At 67.4% G+C, this 15,750-nt stretch carries 14 protein-coding genes; 7 read left to right on the plus strand and 7 right to left on the minus strand.

All coding sequences use genetic code 11. The features are described 5' to 3' along the window. Nucleotides 1-830, minus strand: an 830-nt coding sequence (locus BZL64_RS21055; protein WP_143663256.1) for a DEAD/DEAH box helicase, incomplete at its 3' end; no start/stop codon positions are given. Between the two features lie 305 nt (nucleotides 831-1,135). Here BZL64_RS21055 and BZL64_RS21060 point away from each other — a divergent pair. The 4 genes from BZL64_RS21060 to BZL64_RS21075 all read left to right on the plus strand — a co-directional run bounded on the left by BZL64_RS21060 (nucleotide 1,136) and on the right by BZL64_RS21075 (nucleotide 5,596). Next, nucleotides 1,136-2,185 carry a beta family protein gene (locus BZL64_RS21060; RefSeq protein WP_086770754.1) on the plus strand — a complete coding sequence of 350 codons (1,050 nt, stop codon included), beginning with the start codon at nucleotides 1,136-1,138 and terminating at the stop codon, nucleotides 2,183-2,185. A 186-nt stretch (nucleotides 2,186-2,371) separates the two neighbouring features. Beyond that, a complete protein-coding gene (locus BZL64_RS21065) occupies nucleotides 2,372-2,776 on the plus strand; it encodes a hypothetical protein (protein WP_244205426.1) in 405 nt (134 codons plus the stop codon). A gap of 6 nt (nucleotides 2,777-2,782) precedes the next feature. Next, nucleotides 2,783-3,907 carry a hypothetical protein gene (locus tag BZL64_RS21070; RefSeq protein ID WP_086770755.1) on the plus strand — a complete coding sequence of 375 codons (1,125 nt, stop codon included), beginning with the start codon at nucleotides 2,783-2,785 and terminating at the stop codon, nucleotides 3,905-3,907. Nucleotides 3,908-4,048: 141 nt separating this feature from the next. Continuing rightward, a complete protein-coding gene (locus tag BZL64_RS21075; RefSeq protein WP_086770756.1) occupies nucleotides 4,049-5,596 on the plus strand; it encodes a hypothetical protein in 1,548 nt (515 codons plus the stop codon). Here the strand turns inward: BZL64_RS21075 and BZL64_RS21080 are convergent. From BZL64_RS21080 to BZL64_RS21105, 6 genes are all read right to left on the minus strand, one after another. Further along, the gene (locus BZL64_RS21080) at nucleotides 5,582-6,055 is read right to left on the minus strand and encodes an ATP-binding protein (protein ID WP_244205427.1); all 474 of its coding nucleotides are present in this window, start codon (nucleotides 6,053-6,055) and stop codon (nucleotides 5,582-5,584) included. The two genes, BZL64_RS21075 and BZL64_RS21080, sit on opposite strands and share 15 nt — an antisense overlap. 118 nt (nucleotides 6,056-6,173) lie before the next feature. Next, a complete protein-coding gene (locus tag BZL64_RS21085) occupies nucleotides 6,174-7,586 on the minus strand; it encodes a restriction system modified-DNA reader domain-containing protein (protein WP_086770757.1) in 1,413 nt (470 codons plus the stop codon). A 44-nt stretch (nucleotides 7,587-7,630) separates the two neighbouring features. After that, complete coding sequence (locus BZL64_RS21090; protein WP_143663258.1) at nucleotides 7,631-8,485, minus strand: hypothetical protein; 855 nt, start codon at nucleotides 8,483-8,485, stop codon at nucleotides 7,631-7,633. Between the two features lie 143 nt (nucleotides 8,486-8,628). Continuing rightward, a complete protein-coding gene (locus BZL64_RS21095; protein ID WP_086770759.1) occupies nucleotides 8,629-9,768 on the minus strand; it encodes an AAA family ATPase in 1,140 nt (379 codons plus the stop codon). Continuing rightward, nucleotides 9,761-10,987: a DUF262 domain-containing protein gene (locus BZL64_RS21100; RefSeq protein WP_086770760.1), complete on the minus strand. Its 1,227-nt coding sequence runs from the start codon at nucleotides 10,985-10,987 to the stop codon at nucleotides 9,761-9,763. The genes BZL64_RS21095 and BZL64_RS21100 overlap by 8 nt, the downstream gene beginning before the upstream one ends. Nucleotides 10,988-11,207: 220 nt before the next feature. Beyond that, nucleotides 11,208-12,989: a hypothetical protein gene (locus BZL64_RS21105; RefSeq protein ID WP_086770761.1), complete on the minus strand. Its 1,782-nt coding sequence runs from the start codon at nucleotides 12,987-12,989 to the stop codon at nucleotides 11,208-11,210. A gap of 544 nt (nucleotides 12,990-13,533) precedes the next feature. Here BZL64_RS21105 and BZL64_RS21115 point away from each other — a divergent pair. The 3 genes from BZL64_RS21115 (at nucleotide 13,534) to BZL64_RS21125 (ending at nucleotide 15,732) form a co-directional block, all read left to right on the plus strand. Continuing rightward, nucleotides 13,534-14,541, plus strand: a complete 1,008-nt coding sequence (locus BZL64_RS21115; RefSeq protein WP_086770762.1) for a hypothetical protein — start codon at nucleotides 13,534-13,536, stop codon at nucleotides 14,539-14,541. Between the two features lie 160 nt (nucleotides 14,542-14,701). Further along, on the plus strand, nucleotides 14,702-15,541 hold the full coding sequence (locus BZL64_RS21120; protein ID WP_086770763.1) for a helix-turn-helix domain-containing protein: 840 nt from the start codon (nucleotides 14,702-14,704) through the stop codon (nucleotides 15,539-15,541). After that, nucleotides 15,538-15,732 (plus strand): DUF397 domain-containing protein, encoded by a 195-nt coding sequence (locus BZL64_RS21125; RefSeq protein ID WP_086770764.1) that lies wholly within the window; start codon nucleotides 15,538-15,540, stop codon nucleotides 15,730-15,732. The genes BZL64_RS21120 and BZL64_RS21125 overlap by 4 nt, the downstream gene beginning before the upstream one ends. Nucleotides 15,733-15,750 lie beyond the last annotated feature (18 nt).

The following is a 15,750-nucleotide window of genomic DNA, read 5'->3' on the forward strand; positions in this document are numbered from 1 at the left end:
GCGTACGCCGCCCGGCCCGCCCCGAGCGTCGCGGAGGTCGCCACGGGGCAGATCCGCCCGAGCGGCCGGTCCCGCCGGCTGGCGCCGACCGCCGTCGCCAGCCGGCGCAGCAGCATGGCCACGTCGGTGCCCTGTGCGCCGTCGTAGGTGTGGAACTCGTCCAGCACCACGTACGCGACGTCGGCGCCCTCCCACAGCGCCCGGTCCTCACCGCGCTGCAGGAGCAGGTCCAGCATCTTGTAGTTGGTGATCAGTACGTCCGGCGGGGAGACGCGCATCTCCTCGCGCCGTGTCATGACCCGCCGGAAGTCGGTGTCCGGCCGGTCGCCGATGTAGAGCCCCGCGGTCACCTGGGCGAGGTCGGGCGCGGTCAGGTAGTCGCTGATGCGGCCCGCCTGATCGGTGGCGAGCGCGTTCATCGGATACAGCAGCACGGCCTTCACGCCACGTCGCCCGAGAGCCTTCTGCCGCCGGCAGTGGTCGAGCACCGGAACGAGGAACGACTCGGTCTTGCCGGAGCCCGTGCCGGTCGTCACGAGCGTCGGCTCGGCCTCCCTGCCGCCCAGCGTGCTGAGCCGCTGCCACGCCTTGGCCTGATGCCGCCACGGCGTGAACCCGGGCCGCCACTCCAGATGGCGCTCCCACCCGTCGTCCGCCTTGTGGAACGGCGTCCTGATCCGCAGATACGGCCCCCGGAAGATCCCCGATTCCGGATCCCCCAGGAACCGCTCCAGCGCTCGCCGGGTGTCGTCGTCGGCCAGCGCGTAGGTCGTCGTGAGGTACTGCGTCAGACTGCCCCGCAGCTGCGCGGCGGCCAGAGTGGGTTTCACGACGCTCCCCTTACGTCTGCGGATCCCAGGGCGCTCCTGTGGCAGCGGGCGCCCCGTGTGGTGCGGATCAACCGTATAGGGCAGGTCGGACAGTCTGTGACGGGACGGGTACACCAGCGGACCGTTCCCGCCCGGAAGAGCCGGTGACAGCCCTGCCCTTCGCCCGAACTGTGGCTGATTGGCGCCCTTTCGGGCTTTCCTTACTGGTTTCACCCTGAAGGAAGACGAGGGAAGCGCGGGAGAGCGCGCAGAACGCAGGAGAGCGAAGGAAGAACCGAGCACGGGCAGCGCCAAGGGGGAACGCCATGTCCGTACCGCCGTACGTCCCCGTCCTGCCGACCCGGCCCCACGCGGCAGCCGCCTACCGCACGCTGGCGCCGGACGTACAGCGTCAGGTCGCTCCGTTGTGGACACTGCCGCCCCGCCCCGGCGTGCTGCCGAAACCACTGGCCGAGCGCATCGCCAAGGAGGCCGGCGACATCGCCACCGCCCAGCGCCTCGGCGCCGGGTGGCTGGACGCCCCCTTCGCCGACGAGGAGGAAGCAGCGGTCCTGGCCGACGTCCTTACCCCCGACTGGTGGGACCACCGCAATCTGCGGCCGGTCACCGGCCCCGGGCGGCCCGACGCCCAGCAGTCACTCGCCCTCGCCGCGGCCCGACACCGTGAGGACGGACTCGGTATCCGCGTACGGCTCCCCGGCGACTGGAACGACCGCACGGCCTCGGACGTGGCCGCGCTGCTCGACCGCCTGCCCACGGGTCACCCCGCCGACCTGTTCCTCGACCTCGCCACCGTCCTGCCCGACCGCCCCGACGCCGCCAAGGAAGCCCTGCGCGCCCTGGACACCCTGATCCAGCTCACCTCCTGGCACACCATGACCGTCGTGGCGGGCGGATTCCCCGAACCGCCCGACGACTTCCGGGAAGGGGTTCCGTACGAGGCCCCGCGCACGGACTGGGAGACCTGGCACGAGATTTGGCACAGCGAACGCTCCTACCTGCCCCAACTGCGCTACGGCGACTACGGGATCCATCCCGCCACGTATGTCTCCCAGACCCCGCCCGCGCGCGGCGGAGGACCGCCGTGGGGCATCCTCCGCTACACAACCGCCCGCTCCTACCACCTGTCCAAGGTGCCGCACGGCAGGCAGTACGACGATGCCAACCGGGAGGCCGCGCGCCGCCTCACCAGCCTCGCGGATTTCCGAGGCGTGGACGCGGGAGCGGGGGAGAGGTGGTTGCGCGACCGGATCGCAGGCTCCGTCAGTACCGGCAACCACTCCACGTGGAACCGGGTGGGGAACGTCCAGCACATGACGTTCGTGACGAATGCCCTACGTGGGAACACTGGTTGAATGCGGCACAGGGGCTTCTGTCGGCGCCGCGACTCCCCGGGTAGCACGCATCCGCAGGTCACGGCGGTGGCGGCCCTATCTCCCTTGCAGCAACCAGCAGTTGGGATAGGATTCCGAATCCCGTTCCGTTCCTGCAGGGCGTGGGCGGTGGAGCCGGATCGAATCCACCACGTCGAGGGGGATTGCGTGGACCCGAACGTGCTAGCGCTTGCCGGAACCGCAGGTACGACTGTGGTTGCCTTGCTGGCCACCGATGCGTGGGAACAGACCAGGCGTGGGGTCACGACGCTGTGGCGGCGTTTCCGGCCAGAGGCGGCGGAGGAGATCGATGGACTGCTGTCCAGGTCACGTGCAACCCTCCTGGACGGCGGGGAACCGGTCGGCGTGGAGAGTGAATGGCAGCTTCGACTCGGGGCCCTGCTCGCCCAGCATCCGGATGCGGCAGCTGAACTGGACTCCCTGCTGCGGGAGCTGGCCGCAGAACCGAGCGGCCAGACAATCAGCGGAGGAGTGCACCTCAAGGCCCACGCCGAGGGAAGCGGGCAGGTCTACCAGTCCGTACGCGACCAGACCGTGAACAACTACCGATGACGATGTATGGACAAGTCACCTGACCCTCTGGCCGGTGAGATCCACCTTTCCGGAACGGCGTCGGACCACGGTGGCGTGTACCAAGCAGGCCGCGACCAGACCGTGACTCACTTCAGCGTGCATGTCGGGACCGCACCGGGCCCGATCGGGTCCGCGCAGATCGACCGCCGCGTCACCACCCAGGCTGCCCAGCAACATGCTCAGCGCGTCATTGAAGCGCTGGCGCTTGCGGTGGAGCATTTCCGCAAGAGATGTGTGGAGTTGGCGGAAGAGGCACGGAGGGCGCGGGCCGAAGGTCGTCGTGAGGCACTGCGAGAGGTCCAGGAGAAGCTGCGGGACGCGGAGTTGCGTGTCATTCGAGCCCAGGAGAAGAAGAGGGAGGCCGAGCGAGAGCGTGAACGCCTGGAAGCCCTCGTAGCCAGGACGCGCTATGAAGCAGAAGCAGAGAGGCGGCAGCCGACACCCTTGTGGGGACAGCCGGACGACGAGCGTACCTTTGAGGACGTCTTGGCCTCGGCTGACGACGAACTAAGGCTCATCCGAGCCGAGTTGCGCACACTGGCCAGTGACTTTGGTCGAGGTGAGGCGCCGTCTGGTGGCAACGGAGTCGTCAGCGGTGAGGTTGTGCCGGAGCCCCGGCCCAGCCAGAACCTCGCCGACACAGGTCCCGAAACCGCGTTGCCGGTCGGTTCCCCGAAGTCGTCTACCGGGGGTTCGGGATCACAAGCGGCGCGCACCGGGTCGCAGCGCCTCGCGCCGACAGTTCGTCTAGGACTTGTCCGGCGCTATCTCGGGCGCGTGTTCTTCGGTGCGGCCGGCCTGCCCATGCCCATGGCTGGCGCGGCCATACGGGCGGTGTACTCGCGGGAACCCGGTGTGGCGGTGGTGTGGAGCGTCCTGTTCCCAGTGGCTGCGGGGATCCTCGCTGTCGCCGCAGTCTCTCTGCTCATCCTTTTCGCTCGGCTGGCTTATGCCTGGCCGAAGGATGACGGATCGATAGCGCTGAGTTGCTTCTTCCACGCCGCACTGGGCGTCGCGCTGTTGGCCGTGGGTATCTTCCTGAGCCCTGCGACCGCTCCTCTGCTCACTGACTGCGGCCGGTTGATCGCCGAGTATGTCGGCCCGCTGTAAAAGGGGCCCAGTTACCGCACCGGCCTGGTGCGAGAACGGAAAGGAACAGCCACTCGGACCCGATCGCCTGAGCGAACTCCGGGACCGGTGGCGTCAGCCGCCCTCGTATTCCATCCCCACGCATCCCGGAGACCGACCGCCATGACGCGCCCGCGCTACGACCAACGCGTACGAGCCTTCGTCGAGGTTTGTGGCGGTCCTGACGAATGGCAGGAGGCCGAGAGGCGCTTCGACGCGCACGGCTGGCCCGTTCGTGGGTTCCATTCCGAAGGCGAAGGGCCTTTGGCCGCAGCGCTGGAACAGGACCCTGGGGCGCGCGTGTACGAAGTCGAAGTCCGCCTGTTCGGCGCGGCGAAGGGGTGCGACCGTGGGGCTGCCGACCGGCTGCGCAAGGTCATGCGCGCGGCCAGAGTCGAAGCGTACGTCCGTCGTGCCGAGCCGCTGCAGCGTGACCGCGAAGTGCTCTCGAACTGGCGCGTCTTCAGCACGGACCACAGGCACCCCGGCGGGCATCCGAGGTGGAGACGACTTTTACTGCGCAGGGCCGTGCTGCTGGGCAGGTACGACATTGACGGCATCGTCTCCGGTACGCCGCGCCAAGCCTTGCGATTGGCACGCGCCGAGCGCTTTGGCCGTGCAGCACCCGCGGCTGTGGCTGTCAGGCCGCTCGACGGCCGCTGGCGGGATTCCGTGAGGTACTGGCGGGAGGAGGAGTTCGAACGCCGACTGTTCCGCTTGGTGTTCTGGGCGCTACTGCCGGCCGCGGCACTCGTCTTCGCTTCCGGTGCCATCGGCCTTGCCCAGTGGATCTGGGTCCTTGTGGCATGCCTCGGCGTGTCTCGAACCGTACGCGCGGGGTCGGAGCTGTACCGAAAGAGCAGGCCTGCAGATGTCGGGCTTGCCCTGCTGCTCGTGGTGCTCTTCACCGCCATGGGCCTGGGTGTCTTCGACAGCGAGGGGACGGGCTGGACACCGGAACAGATCGTGGTCACCGCGACCGTGATCGGTGTCATAGCCGGCCTGAGGCTTCTCGTTCGACAGTGGACCTGGGGCGAGTGGGTCGCCTGGGTGGTGCCCTTGGTGGCGACCCTGGCCATCTCCTCGTTCGTCGCCGCCGGCTCCGTCCTCCATGCCTTGTACGCCGACGGGCTGAGCCTCTCTCCGGACGACCTCGCCGTACCGCCCATCTGGCAGGTGCTGGCCGGGGTGAAGCTGCTCATGATGTTCAGCCTGGTGATGGTGCTGCCCGCCTGGTGGGGCTTCGCTCGGCACCGACACCACGGATACGCCGCTCCGGGAGACGGCTTCAACATCGTCCTCTACGTGTCCGTCCTTCTGCTGATGCTCGGCGGCGCGACGGTGCAGGCTCTCCAATCGGCCAAGGCCGCCGTGAACCGGACGGTTGCGGCGGCCGAGCGGGGTGAGGAACCGCCGTCCTATTTCGGGGTCGAACCGGCATGGACGTGTGTGAAACCCATAGTCGAGCTCGACCGGTTGTCGGGCGAGGGCCCTCCCCTGAATCCGCGCACTCCGTACCTGTCCTTCGGAATATCGGGAGACGACGCGGTGCTCTGGGGCCGGTCGGCCGAGAGTCCGGTGAAGATCCCGGCGAGCCAGATATGGATGAAGCCTGCCGAGTCGGGGACGGCGCCCTGTGCAGTAGGTGACACCAAGTCAGAAAAACGCTAGCTCAGCCCATACTGTCTTTCCGGGTGCGTTCACGCGTGGCGTCGTCCCCCAGGCGTCGGCCAGCGCTGCGACCAGCAGCAGGCCCCGGCCGGACTCGGCGTCGCCGGGCGGTTCGTCGAGAGACAGGGGCGGTACGCGTTCCGCGCGAGTGTCGGACACCTCGATCCGAACAGTCCTCTCTCCGGCGATGAGCCGCACCTCGAAGTCCCGTCCGGGCACGTAACCGTGGCATACCGCGTTGGCGGTCAACTCTGCCGTGATGAGGGTCAGTGTTTCGTTGGTGGTGGACGTGTGGGGATGGCCCCATGCGTCGAGCCGGTCCGCGACCAGGCGGCGGGCGAGGCGGGCGCCACGCGGAGTCGAGCTGAAGCGCATCGTGAACTCGTCCGTCGTGGTGCCCAATTCTGTCGCCCGCGTTGCGGTCGTAGCTGTAGAGGTGGGTGCGTGCTCGCTGTTCATGGCGCTTACGCTGCCGGGCGCAACCTGATGTGCCCAGGCCCGACGCGCACACAGCGAGGCGCCGTAGGCGACGGTGTGTTTCGTGTACGCGGAGGTGTGCGGCAGTGAGCCTTTGGATCTACTCCCCGTACTCCCTCAGCAACTTGTTGAGGTTGCGGATCTTGTCCACGTCCCCTTTCGGCAGGGGATCGCTGCTGTTGAAGTGCATGACGTTGTTGCGGATCCTGCGGATCTCCTCAAGCCGCGCGATGAACACCTTGCGGTCGAGCGGCCATCCGAGTTGTTCCCACAGCTCGGGGTTCTCCAGTACGCGTTGGTAGTCACCGACGGTCATGTCGCCGAAGGAGGCGATGCGCTCGCTCTTCGGGTCGCAGAGCTTCGTGACCTCGGGCAGGGTGAAGGCCCCCACGATGACCTGTCGCAGCCTGCGGTCCATCTCCCCGATCAGGAGGAAGTGTCCGGCCAGATCGCCGTAAGCCTGGGCCACGTCGGCGGCGGTGACGATGCCGGCGATGGCGTTTCGCTGGTCCCTGACGAGGACGAAGTCGTGCTCGGCCAGTGTGGGGAGGACGTCGATCAGGTCGTGGTCGTAGCGGACGTCCCGCGCGTCCACGATGGCCTGGGAGAGGTGGGCGCCGGGATCGGCGTGCCGGGCGCGGGCTATGGATTTCCACGAGACGGTTCCCCGCAGGTTGTGCGGACCGGCGAGGACGGGCAGTTGGGAGAAGTCGTGGAGAACCATCAGCGTGATGACCTCCTCGAAGGTGGCCGTCGGTTTGACGCTGACGACACCGCCGAGTGCGGACGGCAGGGTGCCGACGGTCAGCCCGGTCTCGCGTGATTCCTGTTCTTCCGACGTACCGGCCGGAACGGTGACGGTCGCCGGAGACCCAGTGAGAGGAATGTCCTCGGGGTCTTCTTCCGCGGCCTTGACCAGGTGCACCGTGGCGGTCAGGGGGACCTTGTCGAACTCGGGCGAGGTGATGAGGCTGTGGTTGGCGAGTTCGGCCTCGATCTGCTCGTTGACAAGTCCTCGTCCTGTCGCGCCCCACCAGCCCAGCAGCTCCTGCACGGAGAGGGGGAACGGACTTCCTGCCTCGGCCGACTCACGGGCCTTCTTCAGCCGGGCGTGCCGCTCGCTGGGTGACAGCGATGTCTGTCGCTGCTCCTCCGGTTCCGTGGGGTCGGCTTCCTCGGCGGCCCGGTCCAGCAGCTCCTGGCGCAACTGCATCAGGAATCTGCCGTCGTCCACCTGCCACGCCTCCCACCCGTCGAACGACCCGTACCCGACGGCGACCATGGCCGCCTTGGACGGCGAGCGGAACTCCTCCCCGTCCGCCAGTCGGATCCATCCCCGGGACGTGACCGTGGCGTCGTGCTTCTCGCCCATCCGGGGCCGCACGAACGTCAAGCGCTCGCCCGCCGCGAGCAGCCCGGCGCTGAGCAGATCGGCGAGGGTAACCCGCCGTCCGTCCAGGAGATAGCGGGCGCGGGACTGCGCCTCTGCGGGACCGGCGGTGGAATCAGTCATGTCACCTGCGCTTTTGCTGGTGGAGGGGGGCCGAGCTGTCCATGTCAGAGGTGGTGCCCGATGTGGGCGATACGGATCGTCTTCTCCTCGTGGACGAGCCGGAAGTAGATGCGGCCGGCGTTGCGGTTGAGGTTCCCGTGGAGTTGGAAACACTCCTCCTTGCCGTTGTCGTCCCACATGCGTTCGCTGCGGGCGTTCTCGTGCTCTCCTCTGATGTTCGGAGCTTCCCAGTGCGGGCCGGTGGGGGAGTCGGGATCCCACTGGGCCGCAGTGGCTTGAAGCTGTCTCAGCAGCTGGCGTGCGCCCTTGAACCATGTCGGGTCGAGGTTCTCCAGATGGTCCTGCACATGAGGGAGGAACTGGAGGTTCGGGAAGAAGTCGGCGCGGCCCGACCACAGTTCCGCGCCGGAGGTCACATGGTCCAGGCCGCTGAGGCGCCCCCACGCCTCGTGTTCATCGAGGTGGGCCAGGCGCGAGGCATGGCGCACCTGTTTCGAGAACGCCTTCGCCACGGGCTCACCGGTTTCGGGGTCCTCCGACAGCTCCTCGATGTCCAGTTCCAGCCAGGGCGTGTCCCAGTGCGGGGCGAGCGGCAGACTCACGGCCATTCCCTTCGCCAGCCGGGCCGCGCCGAGTCCCTGCACGTCCAGCCCGTTGTGGCGGTGCCACAGGCCATCGTGGTGGGGAGACGCCGCCTCGTGGAGAGCCGCGGTGAAGGTGGTGCAGCGGTCGCGCATCCGCTGGATGAATCGATGCTCGTCTCGGTTGCGGGCATCATTGCGCCACTGTGCGTAGTAATAGCCCCGCGCGAGTTCCGCCTGGTCGAGGGGGCTCTGCGTCGCGAGACTGATGGCCCGCCAACGCCGTAATTCTTTCAGCACCGCCACGAAGGTTCGCATGCCCTCCGCGACCTCGTCCGCCCCGCACTCGGACGCACAGGACAGTTCATTGAGAAACACCTGCAGCGGCACGCCCCACCCCATTCTTGTTCCGCGCCGATGGCCCCGCCCCCCGGGGCACTTCGATGACTCCGTGCTCCCGCTCAGTCGAGCAACTGGTCGAGGGAGTTCTCCCACTCGTCGAAGAAACCCTGCGGCCACTCGGAGAGCCGCCCGTCCGGCCCGATGACCGGGCTGACGACCTCCGAGGTCTGATCCTTGCGACGGAAGTAGTGCACGGCGGTCGCGTCGGTATTCAGCAGTCCCTGCTTGACACGGAGCCGCAGCCCGTTCAATACGTGGTCGCTGTGTGTCTCCATCACGATCTGCGCCCCACTCGCCGCCGCCGCGCTCGCCAGGTACGCCATCCAGGTCTGGCCCTGCGGATGCAGGTGCGCCTCCGGGTTCTCCAGCAGGATCAGCGAGCCGGGCTTGGCCGACAGACAGGCGACGACGATCGGTAGCACGTACGTGAGCCCGAATCCGACGTTGGTCGGCCGATAGCGGTTGGAGGCGAAAGCACCGGAGCCGAAGCTGTAGCTGAGCCGGACCGCGTCCGTGCCGGCGATGTCCTCCGCCTTCAGGGTCACCCCCGGGCACAGTTTCTGCATCCATGCCTGGGTCTGCCCGAGGAGGCTGGTGGAGGAGGCGTCCGTGAGGATCAGCGGCCCTGCTGCGACGGGCTCGTCCTGGTGGATGCGCAGGTAGTTGACGGTGTGTTCGCCGTGCGGGCCCAGGAAGCCCCGCGTGGTGACGGCGTGGTGCGATCGGGGATAACTGACCTGTGGGGAGACGCGGTCGGCCTTGAGGTACTGGAAGCCGGGACCGAACAGGGTGGGCAGCACTTCCGCCGGTTCGCTGAACGCCTCGATGCTCTCCCCGTGGCCGTCCTGGAGCAGCTTGAGGTGGTCGGCCTCCAGCTCGTAGAGCGCGGTCCACTGCGCCGCCGCTCCGTCGCCCCGCAGAGCGAGCGCGATGTGCGGGCCGGTGTCGTCGTACGACTCGTGCCGTACGTCCTGCCCCGTGCCGAGTTGCACCAACTCGTCGTTGAGGAGCAGCCCGGCATCCCGGTCGCCTACGGGGGCGAGGTCGCCCGACTCGTGCGACTGCCGCAACAGAGCGAGGGCCTGGAGTACGGAGCTCTTCCCCGACGAGTTGAGTCCGGTCAGCAGGGTGAAGGGGGCAAGGCGCAGCTCTTGGAGGGCGAATGCCTTGAAGTTGGTGAGGGTGAGCGACTCAAGCATCCGTGTTCTCCAACACCTCGCGGAACAGCTCTTTCATGGACTGGAAGCGGTAGTTGACCTTGTCGGCGTCGCCGGTGCCGGAGGAGATGGAGTCGAAGAAGAACGGGTCGTTCATCAGCTCGTGGAACTTCTTCTCCACCATCGGCGCTCGCTCGCGCAGGATCCTGACCTCTTCGGGGGTGCACATCGACACGTTCACTGCCTGCACCTCGAACAGGGCCTTGTTGATCGGATAGCGGCGGCTGACACCGCTGAACTGCTTGCGGAAGGCGCGGTACCCGAAGATTTCCCCGCACTCCAGCATCGCGAGGTAGAAGCGCCTTTCCAGATCCGTCAGCGCGTCATCCGGAAGGCCGTTGAGGGTGTGCATGGCATCGCGGAGAAATCCGTCGAAGTCCTGCGTGACGTATCGCTCCGGCGGAGTCATGGTGAACGCCAGGAAACGCAAACAGAGTTCACGCTCAGCCATGCGCGCGGGGTTGACACTGTGCCCGGTCGCATCGAGGAAAAAGGAGCTCTCCGCCAGCTTGGCCAGAAACGCGCGCGCGGGGCCGGGAATCAGAGCATGCCGCAGCTCCTGCCGCGTGAGCGGCTGACCACCCGTGTTGATCCGCGCGAAGATGTTGAACCTGGCTTCCTCCGGCGTGCCCCGCCGGATGAGCAGGACGGAGAGCTCCGTCTCCAGAATGCGGGTCTGCATCCGTCCCGGCAGATCCTCGAAGCGGCTGTCCTCGTATTGAGTCAGGTATTCCAGGTCTCCCAGCCGCAGTGGCTCCAGGCCTGCGGCCTCGGGCTTGACGAAGCGGACGATCGTGGTGAGGCGCTGCACCCCGTCGACCACGGACCAGGACTCGTCGTCCTCCTCCGCCACGTACAGCGTGGGCAACGCGATGCGCAGCAGCAAAGACTCGATCAGTCGGCTCTGAGCCCTCTCGTTCCAGATGCCGGACTTCCGCTGGAAGTCGGGCTGGAGGTCGATCAGTCCGCGCTTCAGCCGCTGGATGACGAGGTCGACGGTGGGGTTGCGAGGATGGACCTCGATCAGTTCCGGGTCGAACGGCATCCGGCCGGCTTCGCCGATGTCCTCGACCTCGATGCCGGTACTGCGTCCGGTATCGGTGAACTCGACCGCCACCTCGTCCGGCGGGGGCACCGCGTGATCGGTGGACGTGGTATCCGACGACTGTTCCGGCTCCGGCACCGGAGCGCTGCCGACCAAGATGTGCCCCTCCGTAGACGCGTGCCCAACAGAGCTCGAACGTGTCCGTACAGTAGCCGATCGCTTACCGGCGGCACCCTCGGACCTGGAGGTCTGCGCGGCGGCCGTACATCAGCACCAGCGGGAGTGGCGGCAACCGCCCCAGTCACCACCGCCGGACGAGCCGTTCGACGAGCCGGGCGCCGCAGACAACCACGACCACCGCCGATTGGGTCGAGGCTTACTCGGCATCGCGGGGAACGGCCTCGGCCCCAGTCGATTCCGTAGATCTCGTGTCAGTGTTCTCGTCCTTCTCGCCTGCCTCGATGGGGACGTGGCGCCGCCGTTGCAGTTCATCGCGTTCGACGTCGGGGATCGTCATCGACTCGGCGAGCACGGCGGCGAGCGCGTCCACTTGAGCGTTGTCGATGTCAGCGTGGAAGAGCCACCGGATGTTCTCGTCGCGCGTGATGAGGTCGATGGCCAAGCGCGCGTTCTTGTCCTGTGTCGTCGCTGCTCGGACGTATCGCACGTGGTCGATCGGGATGACCTGACGGATCTCGCCTTGCTCGAGGAACGCGTTCGTCCTGGCCGTGAAGATGCGGCGATCCGTGACGGCGACCAGTGTCTTCGCCGCGGTCTTGTCCCTCGCCGCCGCCAGCTTCTCCTTCGCCCCGCCGAGGATCGCGGAAATCGGACCGACGGCATCGAGCTGGTCGGGGAAGCCGAGGACACGTACGGTCTCACCGTCCTCGAGGAACCATTGCAGGATGCGGAGGTACGGCTTGGAATCCAGCGATGCGGGTGCGCAGACGACGTCCGGAACCTCGAGCGGAGGGGCCGGCGGATGGAGAGCGTCGGCAAGCGGCGCGATCGCCTCCAGAAGACGGGCGGAGATGTCGCGGGCTGCCTTTACGTCCTTCCGCTTCCCCGGAAGCGGCCATGCGTCGGGTCCTGGAAGCTCGGCGATGATCCGCAGCTCTCGCGTCAGCGCGTATATGAGGCTCGTCGTCTCGGCGAGAGCGGAGTCGAACTCCGCACGGGTGTCGCGCGCGATGACATCGACGAGCCGTGCCTCGTCAGCGTCTTCGCGTCCAGCGGCTCTCGCCCTCCCGGCGCGGAGCGCCTGATACCCGGTCCATGCCTTGACGGACGACAGGAGGGCGTTGGCGTCGAAGACGATTGCCTCGGCGTTCGTCTGGAGATACTCACGGCGGCGACTCGGGTCGGCCCCATCGATCTGTCCGACGTGACCACGGACGTTCAGCCGGTACAGCTCAAGCTGCTTACGCAGCGACGCCTCACTACCCGCGACGTTGTCCCACAAGGAGGTGGGGACCGATTCGACCTCCCGCGCCTGGTCGACCGCGCGATCGATGGTGGTGACGAGCCCTGTCAGTTCGGTCCACTGCTCGTTGCGGATGGCTGCGAGTACCTGGCGTGTCAGCGCGATGTTGGTCCTGACAAGGCCTGTGACCTCGTTCAGCTGCATCTGAAGGCCGACCATGGCCAGTGCCGGCCCGATAGAGGCCGCGCTCTGTGCCCTGGGTACCGAAGTCACAGCCTTGAAGCGGGCCGCATGCACGATGCGGACCCGACCACCACTGCGGAGGAGCACCGCTCCGAGGTTCGCGCCATCCTTGACGGCGAGCGTCGCGCCGGCATTCAGCCAGGCCTGTGTCTCGGCGCCGAGTCTGTAGAGCCCCTGCACGCTGGCGAATGCGTTTCCGAGGTTGCCGGCCACGGTCGCCGTGTTCCCGATCGAGGCGAGGATCGCGGATATCTGGCTGCGGTCGGCAGCCGGCACGATCCCGAAGTCGATCAGATCGGGCTTGAGTTCCGCCGGAACCTCACCGCAGACGACAGTAACCCCTGGAAGCACCTCCACCAGGACCGTCGATTCCGCCGTCGGGTCGTTGTCCGAGTCGGGTGTCGGATCGTCCACAGCAGGAGAGTCGGCGGTTTTGCCCCGGTCGTTCTCCTCAGGCTCGGCGATCTCCATCGAGTCCGAAAGGTCCTGCATGTGGTTCCTCCCCCAAGAGCGCGCAACGGCCGGACGTCGTCGGCGTTCGCCGCCGAAGTCTACGGCTCGACACGTCGCGGCCCAGCCCGAATCCACCAGCTGATTCCGGACCGGCTGGTGCCAGGCATGGGTACACCCGGCGGCGCGGGAACCGCTCCCGCGCCTCCCCGAAGCCGCCTGGGAAGCCTCCTTGCGGACGGGGTCCCTAATGCCTCGCAGTTCCCTCCTCACAGGGATGACGGGACGTCCAGGGGCAGTCGGGAGGCCCTGTGGTCGGCTGTCCGCCCAGCTCGGTACCGGGACGCGGGATCCCGTGACTCGGTCGTGCGCGATGTTCTTCAAAGCCCTTGGGGAAACAACCAAACCCACCGAACCCGGCCTGAGCGTGCGCGAGTTGGGGCGCCACTCGTTCGAGTGATGGGACCGTCAGCGAGTCGGGCGGGTGAGGTACGGTCGCCGCACACAACCGCAAACAGAGAACGGCCCCCGGCAGGACGGCAATCCCGGCGAGGGCCTGACCAACCAGGAAGATAGTGGCTTCCCGATGGCTGATCCGCAGTCTAACGCGGCCCTGCCCGCGTACCCGTCGCCCGAGCACTCGTTGCCCGCGCCTCCGGAACTCCCCCCGGACGCGCCCCGCGCCGGAGTTCTCCACGTACGGCACCGCCACACCGAGCGCTACACCGTCGTCGGCAACCACCTCGCCCAGCACCCCCGCCTCTCCGCCACGGCGATCGGTATCGGCGTCCACATCCAGTCCCTGCCGGATGGCGCCTCGGTCACCATCAAGGCGCTGACCCTGCGCTTCCCGGAGGGCGAGGTGACGATCGGCCGGGCGTTGCGGGAATTGGAGGCGGCCGGGTATCTCGTCCGCCGCCGGGTGCCGCTCGGGGGTGGCCGCATCGCCACGCGTACGTTCTTTCTCGATCATCCCGGGGCGTTCGTACGAGCCTCTGGGCGGGGCAGCGGCTTGGAGGCGGTCGCCGCCCCAGTCCCGTCCCCTGCCGCCGGGGATGCTCCCGAGCCTCGTCCTGCTTCGGGGCCGGTGGCTGTTCAGGGCCTGGCGCAGGGCTCGCGGCCTGACTCGCAGCCGGCTTCCGTTCGTACAAGGCGTGCTGCACTGGAACCCGTTGTGGTGCCCGGCGGACCGGCGGCCGAACTGCTCTCGCGTCTGCGTCTCGCCGATGCTCGGCTGCTGCTGTCCGAACGGGACGTTCAGCGGCTCGTGCCCGCTGTTGAGACCTGGCTGGCGCGTTCCGCGACGCCGGACCAGATCACCCGCACGCTCACCGCGGGCCTCCCGTCGGAGACCGACCCCATCCGCAATCCGGCCCGGCTCCTCGAATACCGATTGACCACCCTTCTTCCACCGCCGTTGCCTGCGGGACCTGCCCATACGGCGACGCTGACGTCTCCATCGCAAGCGGTACCGCTGGTCACCTGCGATGGCTGTGAACGCGCCTTCCGCTCGCGGGATCCGCGTGCACTCTGCCGCGATTGCAGGGAACGCCATGGCCGCCACCAAGCCGAACCGATCCACTCGGCGGCTTGAGCCGGTACCGGCAGGAGCACTTGTGCGGGTGAACTTTCGAGGTTCGGCGGTGTGGTGATCGTCTGCTTCCTAGCGTGGGCGTCGGTCGATACGGGCGGTGGAGGTGAGCGGGCGCGTGAGTGAACTGGCACGGGAGCCGGACGGAACCGGGGCTGCGGGCATGGGCTCGGACGGCGAGGCGGAGGCTTCATCGCCGTCAGAACCAGGGTCCGGCATCCTCAGGGTATTCGGACGGCAGCTGAAACGGTTCCGGCTGCGAGCCGGGCTGGAACGCGCCGAGTTCGGGTCGCGGACCGGGTACTCGGCGTCCACCATCGCGGCGTTCGAGCAGGGGAGGCGCGTGCCGTCGCCCCGGTTCATCGACGTGGCGGACGAGTTACTGGACGCGGGTGGCGTCTTGCAGGAGATGAAGGAGGAGGTCGCGCGGGCGCAGTTCCCGGCGTTTTTTCAGGATGCGGCTCGGTTGGAGGCGGAGGCGGTTGAGCTGCATGTCTACGACACACACTTGATCAACGGGCTTTTGCAGACAGAGGAGCATGCGCGGGCCGTGTTCGCGATGCGCCGGCCGCTCTTAGCCGAGGAGACGATCGAGCAGAGGGTGATCGCTCGGATGCTCAGGCAAGAGATCTTCTCGCGATGGCCCGCACCGCTGATGAGCTTCGTCATCGAGGAGGCTGTGCTGCGCCGCCCCATCGGCGGCGCTGAGGTTCATCGCGGCCAACTTGAGCAGATCCTGCTCACCGGGCAGAACCGCAACGTCGAGATCCAGGTCATGCCGTTGCAGCGGGAGGACCACGCGGGACTCGCAGGGCCGTTCACCCTGATCGAGACCAAGGTGGGGCAACGGATCGCATACGCAGAGGTTCAGAAAAGCAGCCATCTCTACACCGAGCGGACACCCGTTCGGGAGCTTGAGGCCCAGTATGGGATCATCCGGGCTCAGGCTCTCACTCCACGAGAGTCGATGGCTTTCATCGAGGGACTGCTGGGAGAGCTATGAAGGGCGCAACGGAACTGACCTGGGTCAAGAGCACCTACAGCAGCGGTGAGGGTGGCCAGTGTGTCGAGGTAGCCGCCCGGTCTCAGGCAGTCCATGTGCGGGACTCCAAGGACACTGCCCGCCCGGGGCTGGCTGTTGGCGCGGACGCGTGGGCGATGTTCGTTGGGTACGCCGTAGACCAGATCATCTGAGCTGCACGGCGGGGTTGT

This window comes from Streptomyces bobili, assembly GCF_002154575.1.
In the GTDB taxonomy this organism is placed as follows: domain Bacteria; phylum Actinomycetota; class Actinomycetes; order Streptomycetales; family Streptomycetaceae; genus Streptomyces; species Streptomyces bobili.